The sequence below is a fragment of the Myxococcus sp. CA040A genome (assembly GCF_013336725.1).
GTDB lineage: Bacteria > Myxococcota > Myxococcia > Myxococcales > Myxococcaceae > Myxococcus > Myxococcus llanfairpwllgwyngyllgogerychwyrndrobwllllantysiliogogogochensis.
This window is the reverse complement of record NZ_JABUMR010000001.1, coordinates 1372804-1389127: the sequence shown is the minus strand read 5'-3', so window position 1 is coordinate 1389127 and position 16324 is coordinate 1372804. Positions and strand designations below refer to the sequence as shown.

The 16324-nt window shown below is 70.4% G+C and carries 12 protein-coding genes; 3 read left to right on the top strand and 9 right to left on the bottom strand.

Annotation, left to right across the window (positions count from 1 at the left end; all coding sequences use genetic code 11):
• Positions 1–64 precede the first annotated feature (64 nt).
• From HUA75_RS05710 to HUA75_RS05695, 4 genes are all read right to left on the bottom strand, one after another.
• Positions 65–268: a YtxH domain-containing protein gene (locus HUA75_RS05710; RefSeq protein ID WP_141645806.1), complete on the bottom strand. Its 204-nt coding sequence runs from the start codon at positions 266–268 to the stop codon at positions 65–67.
• 110 nt (positions 269–378) lie between these two features.
• The gene (locus HUA75_RS05705) at positions 379–756 is read right to left on the bottom strand and encodes a hypothetical protein (protein WP_174485733.1); all 378 of its coding nucleotides are present in this window, start codon (positions 754–756) and stop codon (positions 379–381) included.
• A gap of 118 nt (positions 757–874) precedes the next feature.
• Positions 875–1612, bottom strand: a complete 738-nt coding sequence (locus HUA75_RS05700) for a hypothetical protein (RefSeq protein WP_174485732.1) — start codon at positions 1610–1612, stop codon at positions 875–877.
• Positions 1609–2289, bottom strand: a complete 681-nt coding sequence (locus tag HUA75_RS05695) for a hypothetical protein (RefSeq protein WP_174485731.1) — start codon at positions 2287–2289, stop codon at positions 1609–1611. The genes HUA75_RS05700 and HUA75_RS05695 overlap by 4 nt, the downstream gene beginning before the upstream one ends.
• Positions 2290–2452: 163 nt before the next feature.
• Between HUA75_RS05695 and HUA75_RS05690 the strand changes: the two genes are divergently transcribed.
• Together HUA75_RS05690 and HUA75_RS05685 are read left to right on the top strand one after the other, a co-directional pair.
• The gene (locus HUA75_RS05690; RefSeq protein ID WP_141645810.1) at positions 2453–3196 is read left to right on the top strand and encodes a DUF6600 domain-containing protein; all 744 of its coding nucleotides are present in this window, start codon (positions 2453–2455) and stop codon (positions 3194–3196) included.
• Positions 3197–3338: 142 nt separating this feature from the next.
• Complete coding sequence (locus HUA75_RS05685) at positions 3339–3899, top strand: bacterioferritin (protein WP_174485730.1); 561 nt, start codon at positions 3339–3341, stop codon at positions 3897–3899.
• 4 nt (positions 3900–3903) lie between these two features.
• On the opposite strand, the gene HUA75_RS05680 is transcribed toward HUA75_RS05685, so the two are convergent.
• Entirely contained in the window at positions 3904–4968 is a 1065-nt protein-coding gene (locus HUA75_RS05680; RefSeq protein WP_141645812.1) for a fatty acid desaturase, read from the bottom strand.
• A gap of 276 nt (positions 4969–5244) precedes the next feature.
• Here HUA75_RS05680 and HUA75_RS05675 point away from each other — a divergent pair, with 276 nt between their 5' ends.
• Positions 5245–5724 carry an FBP domain-containing protein gene (locus HUA75_RS05675; RefSeq protein ID WP_141645813.1) on the top strand — a complete coding sequence of 160 codons (480 nt, stop codon included), beginning with the start codon at positions 5245–5247 and terminating at the stop codon, positions 5722–5724.
• A gap of 6 nt (positions 5725–5730) precedes the next feature.
• Here the strand turns inward: HUA75_RS05675 and HUA75_RS05670 are convergent, their stop codons facing one another.
• The 4 genes from HUA75_RS05670 to HUA75_RS05655 are packed head-to-tail and all read right to left on the bottom strand — an operon-like array spanning position 5731 to position 16277.
• The gene (locus HUA75_RS05670) at positions 5731–7230 is read right to left on the bottom strand and encodes a DUF4388 domain-containing protein (protein ID WP_174453491.1); all 1500 of its coding nucleotides are present in this window, start codon (positions 7228–7230) and stop codon (positions 5731–5733) included.
• 18 nt (positions 7231–7248) lie between these two features.
• Entirely contained in the window at positions 7249–9099 is a 1851-nt protein-coding gene (locus HUA75_RS47860) for a response regulator (protein WP_141645815.1), read from the bottom strand.
• Between the two features lie 38 nt (positions 9100–9137).
• Complete coding sequence (dapF, locus tag HUA75_RS05660) at positions 9138–9989, bottom strand: diaminopimelate epimerase (RefSeq protein ID WP_174467681.1); 852 nt, start codon at positions 9987–9989, stop codon at positions 9138–9140.
• Between the two features lie 24 nt (positions 9990–10013).
• On the bottom strand, positions 10014–16277 hold the full coding sequence (locus HUA75_RS05655; RefSeq protein ID WP_174485729.1) for a methyltransferase domain-containing protein: 6264 nt from the start codon (positions 16275–16277) through the stop codon (positions 10014–10016).
• Positions 16278–16324: the final 47 nt, after the last annotated feature.

Below are 16324 nucleotides of genomic sequence, written 5' to 3'. Positions count from 1 at the left end.
AACGCGACTGCTGAACCAACGCGGTGCGGCGTCCGGGAAGGCCAGAGGCCTACAACACGCCGAGCTACTTGTCGGTGGCGTCCTCAATCTTGTCGCCCGCCTCCTCGGCGGCGTCCTCGACCTTGTCGCCCACCTTCTCGGCGGTGTCCTCGGTCTTGTCCGCGGCGCGCTCCGCATCATCCTTCGCGCTCTCACGGGTGTTGCGGTGGCAGCCCACTCCGAACGTCAGGGAACCCACTACCAGGGCCAGCAGCATCTTCGCCTGCACCGTCAGCTCCTCGCGTGACGACGCCCGGGCTTTCGCCCCGGCGTCGCATTTGTGCGCGGGAAACTAGTCACGACGCGCGGACTGCCAAGTGCTCACCGCCGGGCTTCCACTCAGAAAACGCACATGCCATTCGCGCCGCAGGTGCCTTGCAGCCCTTCGCAGACGCAGTTCCAGTCGCCGCCGCAGCGGTAACCCGTGCACTGCGAGCCCGGGCCACCGCCACCGCCACCACCGCCAGGATCCGGGTACGTGTACACGCAGTAGAAGTCGACGCAGACGGCGGTCGCCGCCTCGGGGCAGTTCGCCTCGCAGGTCCAGTCTCCGCCACACCGAGCCGGCCCACAGGTGAGCAACGAAGCCTGTGAGCTGGAGTCCTCGCGAGAGACCAGCTCCTCCTCGACCGACTCCGCCAGCGCGGGCGGCGCGGCCAGCGCGAAGGTGAGCACCACGGCAAGGCTCCAGGGATGCGACAAGCGACGCGAAGACATGAGCGGCTCCTCCAGGTGACCCGCCGGGCTTCATTTCAAGGCCCGCACGGGGAGTACGAGCCTAGCACCCCCGCGACGAGGCCTTCAGCGCGCGGCTTCACTTGAAGCACTTCGAGCGTCAGGGAGTAGGGCTCGCGACGGCGCGTGGTTCGGCGAGCCACTGCGCCAGGACCTTCGCATCGAGCGTCTCGACCCCAAACGATGCCGGACCACAGCGCACGCCGCCATCCCGCTCGCGAACGAGTGGGTCCCGCGCGAACACCATGATGACCGGCTTTCCCTCGGGGCTCACGTGCGGAACCACGTACTGCGCTTCCACGATGGGGCGAAGAGAGGGATCCGCGAGCAGCTTCCGGGTGAGCTGCCCGTCCGGGGTCCCCGCCTTGAGCTGGTCCCGGGCCTCTTCACAGAGCCAGCGCGCGGTCCGCGTGCCCTCCGGTTCCATCCCTGGCCACGAGCTGCGCACCAGGCGCGCGCGCCCCGACATCAGCCAGCCCACGTGGTGTCCGATTCCCACCGAGGCCATCGTCGCGGCGAAGAGCAACACCCCGAGCAGCAGCAGCGACACGCTCCAGCGCGGGCGCCACGCGGAGGCCCCTGGCGCCTCGGCGTGGAGCTGACGCCACAACCACCGGAGGAACAGATGCGAGCCCGCGGCGAGCACCGCCGCCACGAGCAGGAACTCGGCGATGGCGCCCCAGCGGAACGTCACCTCCGGCAACACCTGCTGGAGAAAGGACAGCCAGCCGAAGGCGAGCAGAAAGGGCACCTTCATGACCCAGACCTGCCCCATGCACAGGAAGATCATCATCACGAAGATGACGCCCAGGAAGGTCACGCCCTTTTTCGACTTCACGGCGCGCCCTCCGCCACGAACGAGCGATGGATGTCCTCGACGGGGAGGCGCCGGAGGTCGCCGTCGGTGAAGAGCACCCAGCGCTCACGGCCGAAGATGCCCGGCTCGTACGCCAGTGGCGTCGCGGGCGCGTCCGCCTTCTGCCCTCCGATGTAGATGAAGTGCAGGCCGGAGTCCCCGAGCACCTTCCAGCGCGCCGCGGGAAGCTCGGTGCCCAGGTCGCTCTTCGGAAAGTCGCGCCCATGTTCGGCGGCATAGGCCCACAGCGCCTCGCGCAGCTCATCCAGGCGCTGACGCCGCGCCTGGACCAGCAGGTCCGCATCCGAGGGAGGTGGCGCGGGGATGACCTGGTAGGTCGCGCCCTTCTTCTCCCAGGCTCCCGGGGTCATCAGCTCGCGGCCACCGGCAATCATCGACAGGACGAGCTGAAGGCCCAGCCCGACCAGGAACACCAGCGCGAGCGAGGCCCTGTAGCTCAGCCTCGGCAACCGGGGCACATCCCGTCGCAGCCAGTTCCACAATCTCCAGACGCCCAGCGACACGAGCAGGAAGACGGCGATGAAGAAGGAGATGGCCTCCAAGCGCTGCTCGGCGATCTCCGTGAACAAGAAGCTGGGCATGCCCGCCAGGGCCACCGCTGGGGTCAGCAGCACGACGGAGAGGAGGAGCTTGTTCACGCGCACGGAGGGCAGTCTGCCTCGCTCGGGTGACAGGAAGTCAACCAGGGGGCCGGCGCGCGCTGAGCAGCCGAGCCTTCCAGGCATCGCCCCCGAGGGTCTCTGCGTTCAAGGAGAAGGCACATCCTGAGGCGTGACGGATATCCATCACGGAGGGCCGACGATGCGCACCTGGAATGAAACCTGGCGCTGGCTGCGCCTGGGTGGCGTGAGCGCGGGCGCGCTGCTGGCGGGGCTCGGCTGCGCGATGGGGCCCGAGGAGTTCGGTCCCCAGTTGAAGTCGACGTCCACGACGCTGGGCAGCAACATCTCCATCTTCCGCGATGTGATGGCGCCGCATGGCGAATGGCTCCAGCTCCCCGAGGTGGGTTGGGTGTGGCGCCCCGACGCGAAGCTCGTGGGCCTGGACTTCGTGCCCTACGCCACCTCCGGCCAGTGGGTGTTCAGCGACTGGGGTTGGACGTTCCAGAGCGACTGGGACTGGGGCTGGGCGCCCTTCCATTACGGCAGGTGGTTCGTCGCTCCCTCGGAGGGCTGGGTCTGGTGGCCCGACGACGAGTGGGCCCCTTCCTGGGTGGACTGGCGCTGGGGGGAGGGCCTCGCCGGTTGGCAGCCCATGCCCCTGCCAGGCATGAACGTCCGCCGCCCCTGGACCTTCGTCGCCACGAGCGACCTGGTGCAACCCGATGTCAGCCGCTACCTGGTTCCACCGGACCAGGAGGCCGCGCTGGTGGCGAAGACCCAACCGGTGGGCGCGCGGGTGACAGGGCGGACGGGCCAGTGGAACGTGGGCCCCGAGCCCGACGAGGTGGCGAGCGCCACCGGAGCACCCGTGCCCCACACGGGCCCGATAGCACCGCCCACGGGGCAGCCTCCCATCGCGGGGCCACACTCGGCGGCGCGGTAGCGGGCACGCCGCGCCACGGCGAACAGAAAGCTCCTTCCGAGGGGCGGGACGGGCAGGCCCGGGACGTCATGAGCGAGGGTGGTCGACCCCGCCCCCGAGGTCCCAGCTTCCTGTCACGCATTCGCCGAAAGGAGACCAGGACATGCCCCAGACGCAGCCCTTCGTCAGCGACCTCCAGGAGATCCGCCGTCGAGCCCGTGAGCACCTGGAGGAAGGCGCCCTCACCGAGAACTACGAGGGCGATGTGAACACGACGCTCAAGCTGCTCAACGACGCGCTCGCCACGGAAATCGTCTGCGTGCTGCGCTACACGTACCACTACGTGTCCGCGGTGGGCATCCACAGCGAGGCGGTGAAGGAGGAGTTCGGGGAGCACGCGCGCGAGGAGCAGGAGCACGCGCTGCGGCTCGCCGAGCGCATCAACCAGCTCGGGGGGCGCCCGGACTTCAACCCCGACGGCCTGCTGTCACGCAGCTCCAGTCAGTACGTCGAGGGGCAGAACCTGGTGGACATGATTCGAGAGAACCTGGTGGCGGAGCGCATCGCCATCGAGACGTACCGCGACCTGATTCGCTACTTCTCGGACAAGGACCCCACCACGCGGCGGCTCCTCGAGGACATCCTCGCCAAGGAAGAGGAGCACGCCAACGACATGCATGACCTGCTGGTGGCGCACCAGGGTCAGCCCATGCTCAACAACTGAGCCGTCACGACACCGCGTGCCCCTCGGAGGAGACCGCGCTCCGGGGAGGCACATCGGCCCGCGCCGCCCAGGCACGGACGTTGGCGTCGCGGTAGCGCACCATCCGCCCGAGCGACGGCTCCCACAGGTTCAGCCGCAGGCAATGGACGATGTCGCGCGGGCTCAGCGTCGTGACGTGGGGGTTCTGCAGCTCGGGGATGGCCGCCATCGCCTCCGGGAGTCGATAGAACGGGATGCGCGGGTTCAGGTGGTGCACGTGGTGGTAGCCGATGTTGCCGGTGAACCACGCCATCACCTTGCCGCAGCGCAGGTAGCTGGAGGCCTCCAGCGCGGCATCCGCGTGGGTCCACTGCCCCTCCGGTAGGATGCGGACCTCGTCGAAGTTGTGCTGCGAATAGAACAGGTACGTGCCCAGCGCGTAGGCGAGGAGCAGCGGGCCCACGAAGGCGAACAGGTACACGGCGGGGCCGAAGAAGACCCAGAGCGCCACGGACAGGGCCACGTGCACGCCGAGCGCGAGCCCGGAGGTCCAGTAGCGCTTCGGGTCCTTCACGAAGGGCACCAGGCACAGGCTGATGAGGAACGCGGTGACGTAGCCGAACAGGATGGTCACCGGGTGGCGCTCCACCGCATAGCCCAGCCGCTGCCAGCCGGACGCCTTGCGCCACTGCTCGGTGGTCCACGTCGCGAACGTGCCCGCGGAGTCCGCGGCGATGCGCGCCGTGTTCGCGTGGTGGTGGTTGTGCGTGTCGTTCCAGATGCGCGCGGGCGTGAGCGTCAGGATGCCCTGCACCTGGAAGAGGACCTTCGCCCAGCGCGACGAGGGCAGCAGCGCCCCGTGCATGGCGTCATGGAAGAGGATGAACGCGCGGATGAGGACGAGCGCCTCCAGCACGCCGCCCACGACGCGCAGGGGCCACCAGGGCGCGGCCACCGCCAGCGTCACGGCCGCGGCGAGCGCGGCATAGGTGGCCGCCAGGTTCCAACCCGAACGCGCCACATCCTGCACGGCGAAGGGACGTGTCCGGGCAATGAGCTCCTTGCTCGACGGCGGTGCGACTCGTTCCATTGAGAGGGGCTCCTACGAGTGGGGTGTGTCCGGCCCTGTGCCGGATGAAGCGCCATGGTTCTCCCATCGCCATGTCACGCGCGGGTCAGCCGTTGAAACGACGTGCGAATGGACCCAGATGACGCGACTCGCCGTGTGCAAAGGCATGCACAGTCGCGTGGGACGGGCCCCCTTCTCCCCTGGCGACCAGGGGACGAGGGGCCTGGCTTCCTGGTGGGTTTGGGTAGAATCGGGGGCCGCGGGCTGTTAGGTCGAGACGTTCTCCAAGGAGCAGCCGTGTTCCGATTCGAAACCGACCGGGACCTCATCCAGTCCTTTCGTCCGAGAGACCGCCGCGTCATGGAAATGCCGCCGGGTCTCACCTTCCCCTTGTTCGTGCGTGACTACCTGGCCTGGACGGAGACGTCCGGCGCGCGCGTGTACCTGGTCTTCTCCGCGCCCGGCAGCCACCAGCCCATCGGCATCATCTTCCGGCGCGATACCGGAGGAGGTCTCGATGTCGCCCGCATGTGCGAGTGGTGCCACAACTACGGCTCGTCGCACGCGGTGGACCTGCTCACCACCGACGTGAACAGCAAGCGCCGCGTGGGCATCAGCCTCTGCGTCGACCTGCGCTGCAAGGACAAGCTGGAGGATGAGGCCAACCGTGGCGGCCGAAACACCCTCGCGGCGCTGGACCAACTCCGGGCCCGGATGTACCGCTTCGCGAACGAGGCGCTCGGCATCGAGGCCAGGCCCGCCGCGCCCGCCGCCTAGCAGCGACTACGCGACAAAGGCGCTGGCCCGCTGCACCTGGGGCACGCCGGGCAGCATGGGCGCGGGGTTGAGGGCCTGCACGAGCAGCGACCTCAGCGCCTCGCCCAGGTCGTCCACCACGCTCAGCGCCCCGGCGGGGGCGCCCTGGAGCGCCGCGGGCACCTCCGCGCCCACGACGACAATCGGCATCCGAGCCTCCCACGCCAGGTAGTGCGCCAGTCCCACCGCCGGCTCCGACACGTCCAGCAGCAACGCGCCCACCGCGCCCGCGCTGAAGGGGCGCCACAGGGGCCGTGCCGCCTCGGCCGGGGGCAGCGTGCAGAAGTCCAGCCGCAGCACCTCGCTGAGCACCAGTCGCCCCAGCGTCCCGAAGCCGCTCTTCACGGCCGTGGGCTCCGCGGACAAGGCCTCCAGGCCCGGCACGCGGGCCATCACCCGCCGCGCCGCCGATGAGCCGCTGCCGCAGACGAAAATCTTGGCGGTCGCCACCCTCGACGGAGCCTTCGTCCGGAGGATGCGGCCTCGCAGGGCATGCACCTCCGCGGCGCCCAGCAGCTCGTTGGCGTTCGCGTCCATGCCATGTACGTCCGCCGGCCTCGCCACGCCCCGCTGCATCAGGGTGGACAGCACCCCCAGCACTTCCAGGTCCGTGGCGGGCGCCAGGTCCAGCACCTCGCCCAGCGCGCGCGGCTGGCGCAGCAGGTCCACCACCTGCGCCGTCACCGGGTGCTGGTCCTGTTGCAGCTCCACGTCCGGCGCCAGCATCAGCCGCGTGTGGCGCGGCGGCAGGCCCGGCATCAGGCGATTCACCTCGTCCGACTGGCGCATGCCTTCCAGCAGCGCGTCGTCCATGGCGCGGTTGATGCGAGCCTTCGCCGCGCTGGCGCCGGGGGAGAACGTGAAGGTCCCATCGCCCCAGGCCAGCAGGCGGAACAGCGCCTTCTCACCTTCCACCCGCCCCAGCTTCGAATTCACCGGGCGGCCCTCCACCACGTGGATTTCGCCGCGCTCGTTGCCCCGCTCCAGCGAGAGCTTCCCGCTGCGCCGGTTCATCCCGAGCAGCTGCATCAGGTCCGGGATGCTGAGCTGGCTGAGGGAGCCTTCGATTTCCTGCTGCTCGACCTTGAGGTCCTTGGCCGCCTCGTTGCGCCGGAAGATGTGCTCGATGCGGCTGAGCACTTCGTCCAGGTTGAAGGGCTTGCGCAGGTAGCCATCCCGCAGGCCGCGATACCGGTCCCCGTCGAAGCTCGACGTGGTGAGCACCACCGGGATGTCCTCGGTGCGCGGGTTGGTGCGCAGAATCTGGATGAAGGTGCGCGCCTCCAGCAGCCGGCAGTTCTCATCGAACAGCGTGAGGTCCGGGTGGCGCAGCACCGCCACCTCCAGCGCCCGGGAGCCATCCGGCGCGTAGTGCACCTGATAGCCCTTGGTGCGCAGCTCGCGGGACAGCGCGCGCACGGACTCCAGGTCGGGGTCGGCGATGAGGATCTTCCGGACCTGGGCCATGGGTCGCTCCGCTTCGTGTCAGTAGGGCTGCAGGTCGTATTCGGCCTGCAGCTTGGAGATGAGCCCGTCCACCACGGCGGTGTCCGAGGTGTGGAAGCCCCACGTCGCGCCCCGCCCCCGCCGCTGGATGAGCGCGTAGGCCGCGCTCTCCGACAGCCAGAGGATGAACTCATGCCGGGACACGCGCTCGTCGCCCTCCAGGAACACGGGCGTCAGCGCGGGATGCGACTCGAGGTCTACCCGGCGTCCCAGCAGGTAGATGCGCGAGGACAGGTCCGGCGGCGCCGACTCCAGACCGGCCGCGATGGGCAGGTCCGCGCGAATCTCCGGCCCGCCCACGTACAGGAGGCCGCGCGTGCCCGGGTCTCGGGTGAGTTCGCGCGCGATCTCCGCCTGGAGTTCGTCGAAGAGGACATCCGCGACCTTGCCTCGGCGGCTCGGCTCGGCGCGCTCGTCCACGGGCAGTCGGGGACTGTTGGGCGTGCCCAAGAGCAGGTCCACCTCGTCCCAGAACGGCAGCCCGTCCAGCATCAGCCGCCGCTGGAGCGACGCACGGCGCTCGTCCATGCGGCGACGACAGCGGTGCACCAGCTCGTCGAAGTCCTCCCCGTCCTTGGGGAAGGTGCTGGCTCCGCCCACCAGGGCCAGCGGCAGGCGGGACTCCACGTCCTGGACTTCAGGCTCCTCGCGCACCGCCGCCACCGCGCGACGCACGAACATCATCGCGCCGAAGAAGTCCGTCTCCGGCAACAGGAGATAGAACTCCTGGTCGCTCGCCTTCGCGATGACGTCCGAGTCGCGGATGATCTTGCTCAGCGCGCGGATGATGCCGCGCACCGCCTTCTTCGCGTCCGCCGCGCCCTGGCGCACGCGCACCAGCGGCAGGTTGTCGATGGAGAAGGTCAGCAGCGAGAACGTCCGCCCATACCGCCGCGCCTTGTAGATCTCCTTCGACGCGTAGTCGGTGAAGTAACTGAGGTTGTAGGCCGCCGTCTCGCGGTCTCTCAGGCCCAGGCGCTGGAGCGCCATCATCCGCCGGCCGTTCTTCACGCCCACGGCGGCGAAGTCCGCGAGCACACGGGCGTCCCTCGAATGCTCGGCGCGGAAGTCACCGGCCAGCGGGTCCGACAGCTGCGCGAGGCCGACGATTTCGCCGGAGACCATCAGCGGCACGTACAGCACCGCGGAGCGCTCATCCCGCGCGAACCACGGCTGCGCGTCCCGCAGGCGCCCCGCCAGCGGCCCTTCCGGGCTCATCTTCTCCGCGAGGAACTGCTTGTCGAGCAGCCCCCGGTACGCACGCAGCACCAGGTCTCCCCGGTCGTCCAGCACCCACAGCGCGGCGCTCTGCGCGTCGCACACCGCGGACAGCTCCGAGATGATGCGCTCCTGGAGCCACTCCAAATCAGACTGGGAGATGAGTTCCAGGCAGCGCTGGTGCAGGTTGTGGAAGCGGGCGAACTCGATGTTCTCGTCGCGCAGCTGGGTGCGCTCGCGGCGCAGGGCGGCGCGCTCCAGGGCGCGGTCCACCGCGAGCACCAGGTCCGCTTCCTCCACGGGCTTGGCCAGACAGTCCGCCGCGCCCGAGCGCAGGGCCATCTCCGAGCCCTTCACGTCGGTGCGATGGCTGACCAGGATGACCTCCTGGTCCGGGTCTCTCTCGCGAAGGCGCGCGGTGAGTGCGAAGCCGTCGACGCCCGGCATCACCACGTCGGTGATGACCAGGTCGAAGGGCGTGCGAGCAGCCTCCTCGAGCGCCAGCGTGCCGTTCTCCACAGAGACTACGCGGTGCCCATGACGGGACAGCATGTCGCTGGCGAGCTGGCGGAAGAACAGGTCGTCGTCGACGACGAGAATGGGACCGGCCACGCGCTGTCTGACCCGGGTGCGAAGGGGGAGGTCGGAGGTTACCGGCCCCCAGCAAGCGCGACAACGCCCTCGAAGACGAAGGCGACAGGACCACGGAGGCGGATGTCGGACAGGTCGGCGGGCACGCGGATGCGCAGGTTGCCTCCCGGAAGGGTGACGCGCAGCCAGGTGTCCGAGGGCAACCGCCCCGCCAGCACCGCCGCCACCGCCGAGGCACAGGCCCCCGTGCCACACGCCTGGGTCAGCCCACAGCCCCGCTCCCACACGACGACGGTGAGTCCGTCCTCCTCCACCCGGACGAACTCGACGTTGGTACGGTCCCGGAAGTCAGGGTGCCGCTCCAGCACCGGCCCCAGTCGAGGCGCGTCCTCCAGCGGCTGGTCCAGGAGGACCAGGTGGGGATTGCCCATGCTCACCGCGGACGCGCGAAGCTCGGGGTGCCCCGGCAGCGGCGTGTCCAGGAACGCACGCCCGGTGACACCGGACGGGAGGTTGGGGGCCACGAGCCGTGCTGGCCCCATGGAAATGTCCACCGCGACCACCCCGCCGTCACCGTAGCCGGGCATGCAGGTGAGCACTCCGGCGCCTGTCTCCACGTCGATGCGGCCCGGGTTGTCCCCGGACTGGTCGACCAGGTACTTCACCGCGCAGCGCAGGCCGTTGCCGCACATCTCCGCGATGCTGCCGTCGGCGTTGTGAACGACCATCCGGGCCAGGCCGTGCTCGGAGGGGAGCAGCGCGAGGACTCCGTCGGCGCCGATGCCGAGCCGGCGGTCGCACATCCAACGCGAGGTCTCCGCGTCGATGTCCACGCCGGACCGGCGACGGTCCAGGACCACGAAGTCGTTGCCCAGCCCCTGGTACTTGAAGATGCGCTCGCGAACGTCCACGGTGGCAATCCTAGCCGTGGAACGTCACTCGCGCTCGTCCGCCTTCTTCGTCGGAGGCGGCGGGTCGGGCATGTCGAGCGCGGGCACGGCGGTGCGCGGGGGCTTGGCCTGAGGGATGGTGGGGGCCCGGACGGGCGTGCCACCGGGCGGGGTCAGCGCCACGCCCGTGCGCCGGGACAGCTCGCTCTTCACCGCGTTGAGCTCCGCGTTGGCGCGCTCGTAGATGTCCTGGACGGGGTTGGCCCCGGCTCGGGCCACCTGACGGCGCAGGGTGCCCAGCTCCGTCTCCTGGGCCTGGAGCTTCTCCTGGAGTGAGTCCACCTCCGACTGGAGCTGCTCCATCTCCGCGGCCATCTCCAGGACGGCGTCCGTCTGCGAGGCGGCCTTGAGCTCCTCGGTGGCCTTGAGCAGTTCGTTGCGCTCGGCCTCCAGGGCGGTGAGTCGGGCCTGCTGCTCCTTCACGAGCGGCTCCAGGCGCTCCCGCTCGAAGCGATCCTTCAGGAGGTCCTGCTTCTCCGTCGTCAGGGCCTGCGCCTGCTCCTGGAGGCGCGTCAGCTCGGTCCGCAGCGTGGTGAGACGGTCGGACGTGGTGCCGTCACGCTGCGCGAGCTGGCGGCGGGCTTCTTCCAACGACTCGGAGACGCGGGTGCGCTCGGCGCGCTCGGTGTCGAGCAGGCGCACCGCATCCGTGGAAGCTGTCTCCAGGGCGGTGATGCGGCCTTCCAGCCGGACCCGGGCGGCCCGAGCGACAGTCAGGTCCGACTGGAGTCGCTCACGCTCCGACTCGGCGCGGGTCAGGCGGTCCTGCAAGGACTGGAGCGCGGTGGCGCTCTCCGTCGTGGAGGATTCCAGGTCGGACAGGCGGGCTTCGAGTTCGGTGCGCCGGGCCTCGAAGTCCGTGGTGGCCTCGACGAGCCTGGCGCCGTGTTCCTCGCGCATGGATTGAGCGCGAACCTGGAGGTCGGAGAATTGGGCTTCCAGCTCGGCGCGGCGTGCCTCGGCGTCGGTGAGCCGAGACTCCAGCTCGGTCCTGTCCGTGCGGTGGGCGTCGAGATGAGCGGAGGACTCGGCGAGCCGCGCGCCCAGCTCGGACTTGTCCGTGCGCTCGGCGTCGAGCAGGGCCACCGTGTCCGCGAGCCGCGATTCCAGGTCGGCGCTGTCCGTGCGCTGAGCGTCCAGCAGGGCCACCGTCTCCGTGAGCTTCGATTCCAGGTCCGCATGTTCGGCGCGCTGTGCGTCGAGTCGCGACACGCTCTCTGTGAGCTTCGACTCCAGGTCCGTGCGCACGGAGTGCTGAGCCTCGAGCCGCGCCACCGTTTCCGTGAGCTTCGACTCCAGGTCCGTGCGCTCGGAGTGCTGCGCCTCGAGCTGCGCCACCGTTTCCGTGAGCTTCGACTCCAGGTCCGCACGCTCGACGCGCTGCTCTTCGAGCCGGGTGCTGAACTCCGTGAGCCGGGCTTCCAGCGCGGACTGGTCCGCACGGTGTGCCTGGAGCAGCGAGTCCGACTCGGTGAGCCGGGCCTCCAGCGCGGCCAGCGCCGACCGCTGCGCTTCGAGCTGCGACAGGCTCTCCGAGAGGCGAGCCTCCAGCTCGGACTTCTCCGCGCGATTGGACTCCAGCTCGGAGCGCTGTTGTTCAAGCTGCGCGGTGAAGTCGGCGAGCCGGACCTCCCAGTCCGCCCGGGCCTGTCCCAGTGCTTCGGTGGCCTCCGTCAGTCGCGCATGCAGGGTCGTGGACCGCTCCTGTTCGGCCCGCGCCGACTCGGTGACTCGCGCCAGCTCAGACCGCGCGGCCTCCAGGTCGGCACGCGTGCTCTCCAGCGAGGCGCGCTCGCTTTCGAGCGAGTTCTCCATCGCGGTGGCCTTCCCCGCGAAGCGCCGCGCCGTCTCGAGCTGCACCATGAGCAGCTCGGCGTTCTCGCGCTGGGCGACCAGCCGTTCCCGTGCGTCCACCAGCTCCGCGTCGAGCCGGGAGAGGTGCATTCCCCGGTCGTGCAGCGCGGCCATGGCGCGCTGGAGTTCCATCCCCAGGCGCATCACTTCCTGCCGCGCCGCCATCAAGTGGGTCAGCTCGCCTCGCAGGTCCAGCACTTCCTGGCGCGTGGCCTCCAGCGCGGTCTCCGTGGCCTCTTGCGTCCGAAGTTGTTCGCGAAGCTCACCCAGCTCCACCTCGCGCGCCGTGGCGGTCTCGGTGAGTCGAGTGGCCTGGGCCTGGAGCTCTTGCAGGGCCCACTCCCGCTCGGAGAGTGTCGCATCCACCGTGCGCTTCGCCGACTCCGCCTCGCTCAGCGACTGCTCCACGGACGCCAGTCGCGCCCCCATGGACTCCACTTCGGACAGCCGCGCATCCAGGGTCGACTTCAGCTCCCGCGCCGAGTCCTCGGCCTGGGCGCGTTCTCCCTCCAGTCGCTCCACGCTGGCGCGCAGCGCCTGCTCGCGGGACTCGGAGGTCTCGCGCACTTCTGTCAGGGCCTGCTCTCGGGCCGCCAGCTCGGCACGCACCTGCGCCAGGGCTTCGCGCTCACGGGCCAGCTCGGCACGTGCTGCTTCCGCGCCCTGCTGTTCCGTCGCCAGCGCGTCTCGGGTCTGAGCCAACGAGGCTTCGACCTCGGCACGCGCGCGCTGCTCTCCCTCCAATCGCTCATGAACACGCGCGAGTCCGGCCTGGCCATCGCTGCGTTCCTGACGTTCGGTCTCCAGCTCCGCGCGAGCCGCACTCAGCGCCTCTCGCTCCGCCGTCAGCGAGGTCTCGACTCGAGCCCGACCCTCTCGCTCCGAGACAAGCTCCGACTGGAGTCGGGTGACGACCTCGTCCGCGTCGGAGACTCGCGCTCGGGCGTCGGTCAGCTCCGCGGCCAGTGCTTCACGCGCCGCACGCTCGGAAGCTAGGGACTGGCGTGCTTCCGCCAACGAGGCCTGGGCCTGAACCTCACCCTGCCCCCAGGACTCTCGCTCCGTGGCCAGCGCCTCGCGGGCCTCCGCCAGGGCTGCGTCAGTCCTTGCGCGTTGCTCCGATTCCGACTGGAGTCGAAGCTGCGTCTCCGACAGTGCCTCATCGGCGCGTGTCCGCAGCGCCTCGATTTCCGCGAGGCGCGCTCGAGCCTCGCTCAGTGCGGCTTCGACACGAGCCTTCTCTTCGGTCTCCGCCAACAGGCGTGCCTCGGCCTCGGCCACTGCCGCGTCGGCGACAGACCGCTGTTCGGCCTCACGCTGAAGCTGGGTCCGGGCCTCGGCCAGCTCCGTCTCGACGCGAGCCTTCTCCTCGCCGTCCTCGTGACCACGGCTCCGAGCCTCGGTCAGCGCCGTCTCGACGCGCGCCCGTGCCTGGGTCTCTTCCTTGAGGAGTCCCTGGGCCTCGACCAGCGCCGTCTCGAGACGCGCCCTCGCTTCGGTCTCCGACTCGCTCCGGGCTTGCGCCTCGGCCAGCGCAGACTCGACACGCGCCTTCGCCTCGGCTTCCGACTCGCTCCGAGCCTGGGCCTCGACCCATGCCGTCTCGACGCGAGCCTTCGCCTCGGCCTCTTCCTGGATGCGAGCCTCGGCTTCAGCCAGCGTCGCTTCGACGCGCGCCTTCGCCTCGGTCTCTTCCTGGATACGGGCCTGGGCAGTGGCCAGTGCAACCTCGAAGCGCTCCTGCGCCTCCGTCAGCGTCGCTTCTGCGCGGCCCCGCCGCTCGGCCTCGGCCTGGAGGCGAGCCTGGGCTTCCGCCAGGGTGCCTTCGACATGGGTCCGCTGCTGACCTTCGCCATGAAGCTGTCCTCGCGCCTCCGCCAGCGCCTCCTCGGCGCGCGTGCGTCGCTGGAGTTCCTCCTGGAGCTGGACCTGCACGTCGGCGAGCACCGCTTCCCAGCGAGCACGTCGCTCCGTCTCCGCGTCCAGTGCCTCCTTCGACTGGGTGAGCGCCTGTCGTGCCTCGGCCAGTCCCGACTGGGCCTCCGCGAGCGCCGACTCCGTGGACTCCCGACGCGCCTGCTCCGCCTCCAGCTCCGCGCGCAGGGTCTCCAGCGCGGAGCCCGACTTCACGCGACCATCGCGCTCGGCCTCCAGCGTGGCCTGGACCTCCGCCAGCGAAGTCTCCAGCGCGGCACGGCGCGCCACCTCCGCGTCCACCGCCTCGCGAGTCCGCGCCAGCGTGGCCTCGGCCTCGACGAGCCGCTGAGCCGCGCTCTCCAGCTTGCCCCGCGATATCCGCAGAGCATCCTCGACAGCGGCGCGCGACTCCCGCTCCTGGTCCAGCTCTCCGCCCACGCGAGAGGCCAGGGCCGCCGTGGAGTCCCGCTCCTGATGCGCCGTCTCCAGGTCCGACTGCACGGACTGGAGCGTGAGTTCCAGCTCCTCCGCGCGCGCCGACTCCTCTCGACGGGAGCGACTCAGCGTGGAGACCTCCGCCTCCAGCTCCACCACGCGCCGGACCAGCGCCTGGCGCTCCTCCTCCAACTCGAGCTTGCGCGCCTCCGTCTCCGCGCGAATGGCGGCCTCGGTGCGAGCCTCCTCCGCGAGCGCCTCCGCCCGCACACGCTCCGACGCGAGCACGCCCTCGAGCGCCGTCAGCCGGGACTGGAGCCCGGAGCGCTCTGTCTCCAGAGCCCCCGTCAGCCCCGCTTCGACGCGAGCACGTTCCGCCTCCAGCTCCGTGATGCGCTGGCTGGCCTCGTGGAGTGACTCCTCCAGCTTCCGCGCGGTGGCGCGAGCGGACGCCTCACCTTCGGTGAGCGCCTCCAGTTCGCTCCGCAACCGAGCTTCACGCTCACGCGCGGCGACCAGCTCCGTCTCCTGACCGCGTCCCTCGGCCTGGAGCGCCGCCAGCTGTTCCTCCGCGTCGCGTCGAGCACCCTCGGCCGACGCCACGCGCAGGGACGCCTCCGTCAGCTCGCGAGCCGCGCGCGCCAGCTCCGCTTCCTTCAGGGACAGGGCCGCCGCGGCCTCACGCGCGAACTCCTCCGCGCGGGTCGTCCCGCCCTTCAGGTGCTCCACCGCCGCCAGGGCCGCCGAGTACTGCTCGGCGATGCGCAGCTCCCGCTCGCGGGCCGCATCCGCCGCGCGGCGCCGATCCTCGGACTGCTCCCCGGCGCGCTCCGCCAACAACCGGTCCTTCTCCCGGTCGATGCGCAGCGTGGTCAGCTCATCCTGAAGCTCCCGCACCTGGGTATAGGTCTGCGTCAGCCGCTCCCGGGCTTCCTCCAGGGACGTGGCCAGCTCCTCGCGGCGCGCACGCTCCAGCCGGAGCGTCTCCTGGCCCGCGAGCACCTGGACTCCGGCCTCCGCCTGCACGCGCTGCGCGGCCTCGACCTCCAGGCGCTGCGCCGTCAACCGGCGGTCCGCATCTCCCAGCCGCTCGTGCGCGACCTGGAGCTCCAGCTCACGCCGTCGCAGCCGTCCCGTCAGGTCGTCGCGCTCGCGCTGCGATTCCGGCGTGCCCCGCGCCTGCTCGAGCTGCGCGGTGAGCCGCGCCACCTCGTCCCGAGTCACCTCCAACACGGGCTTGAGCGCGGCGACCTCCGCCTCCCGGTCCGTCAGCTCCGTGCGCAGCCGCGTCAGCGACTCCTTCAGCCGCGTGCTGCGCTCCTCCCAGGACTTCGCGCGCGCCACCACTTCGTCCAGCTTGCCCCGGGTGAAGGCGAGCGGCTCCGGCGGCAGCTGCACCCACGTGGGGTCCACCGAACGCGAGGGCTCCTGTCCGGCGACGACCAGGAAGTACGCCGCCTCGCCGTTCTGCACGAGCGAGCCGTCCACCTGGAGCCCCTCGCCGCGCTCGAAGGCGAGCTGGTAGCCCAGCACCGGCGACTGCGTGGCCACCTCCACGTGCGGGAAGTGCACGTTGAGCGCATCCAGCAGCAGCCCATACGTGGGCGGCGCGCCACCCTCCTCCGCCTCCATGAGCTGCGGCAGCGCGAGCCCCGCGACGTTGCGCAGCCCTCCCACCAGGAAGCCCTGCTTCGCGACCAGCCGCGCCAGCTCCGCCAGCAGCTCCGGGGCCCGGACGTACGGCGCCAGGTCCGCCACGAGCACGACATCGAAGCTTCCCGGCTCGAAGTCGTCGTAGATGTTGGCGCGGAAACGCAGCGTGGGCCCACCGTGCGCCTTCTGCGCGGCCTGGACCGCCTTGAGGTCCTCGTCACAGGCGACGACAGCCCGCGCTCCCCGCTCCAGCAGGAAACGCGCGCTCTCTCCACCGGTGGAGGCCACCGCGTCGACCTCCAGAACGCGGCGGCGCGCGAAGAGGCTCTCGGCGAAAATGTAGCGGGGCAGCAGTTCACTGGGCCCCATGCGACGGAATGTGTGATGCATGGGTGTGTTCGGGGGTGGGAGTATAGCCGTGGGCCTCCGCGCCCCAA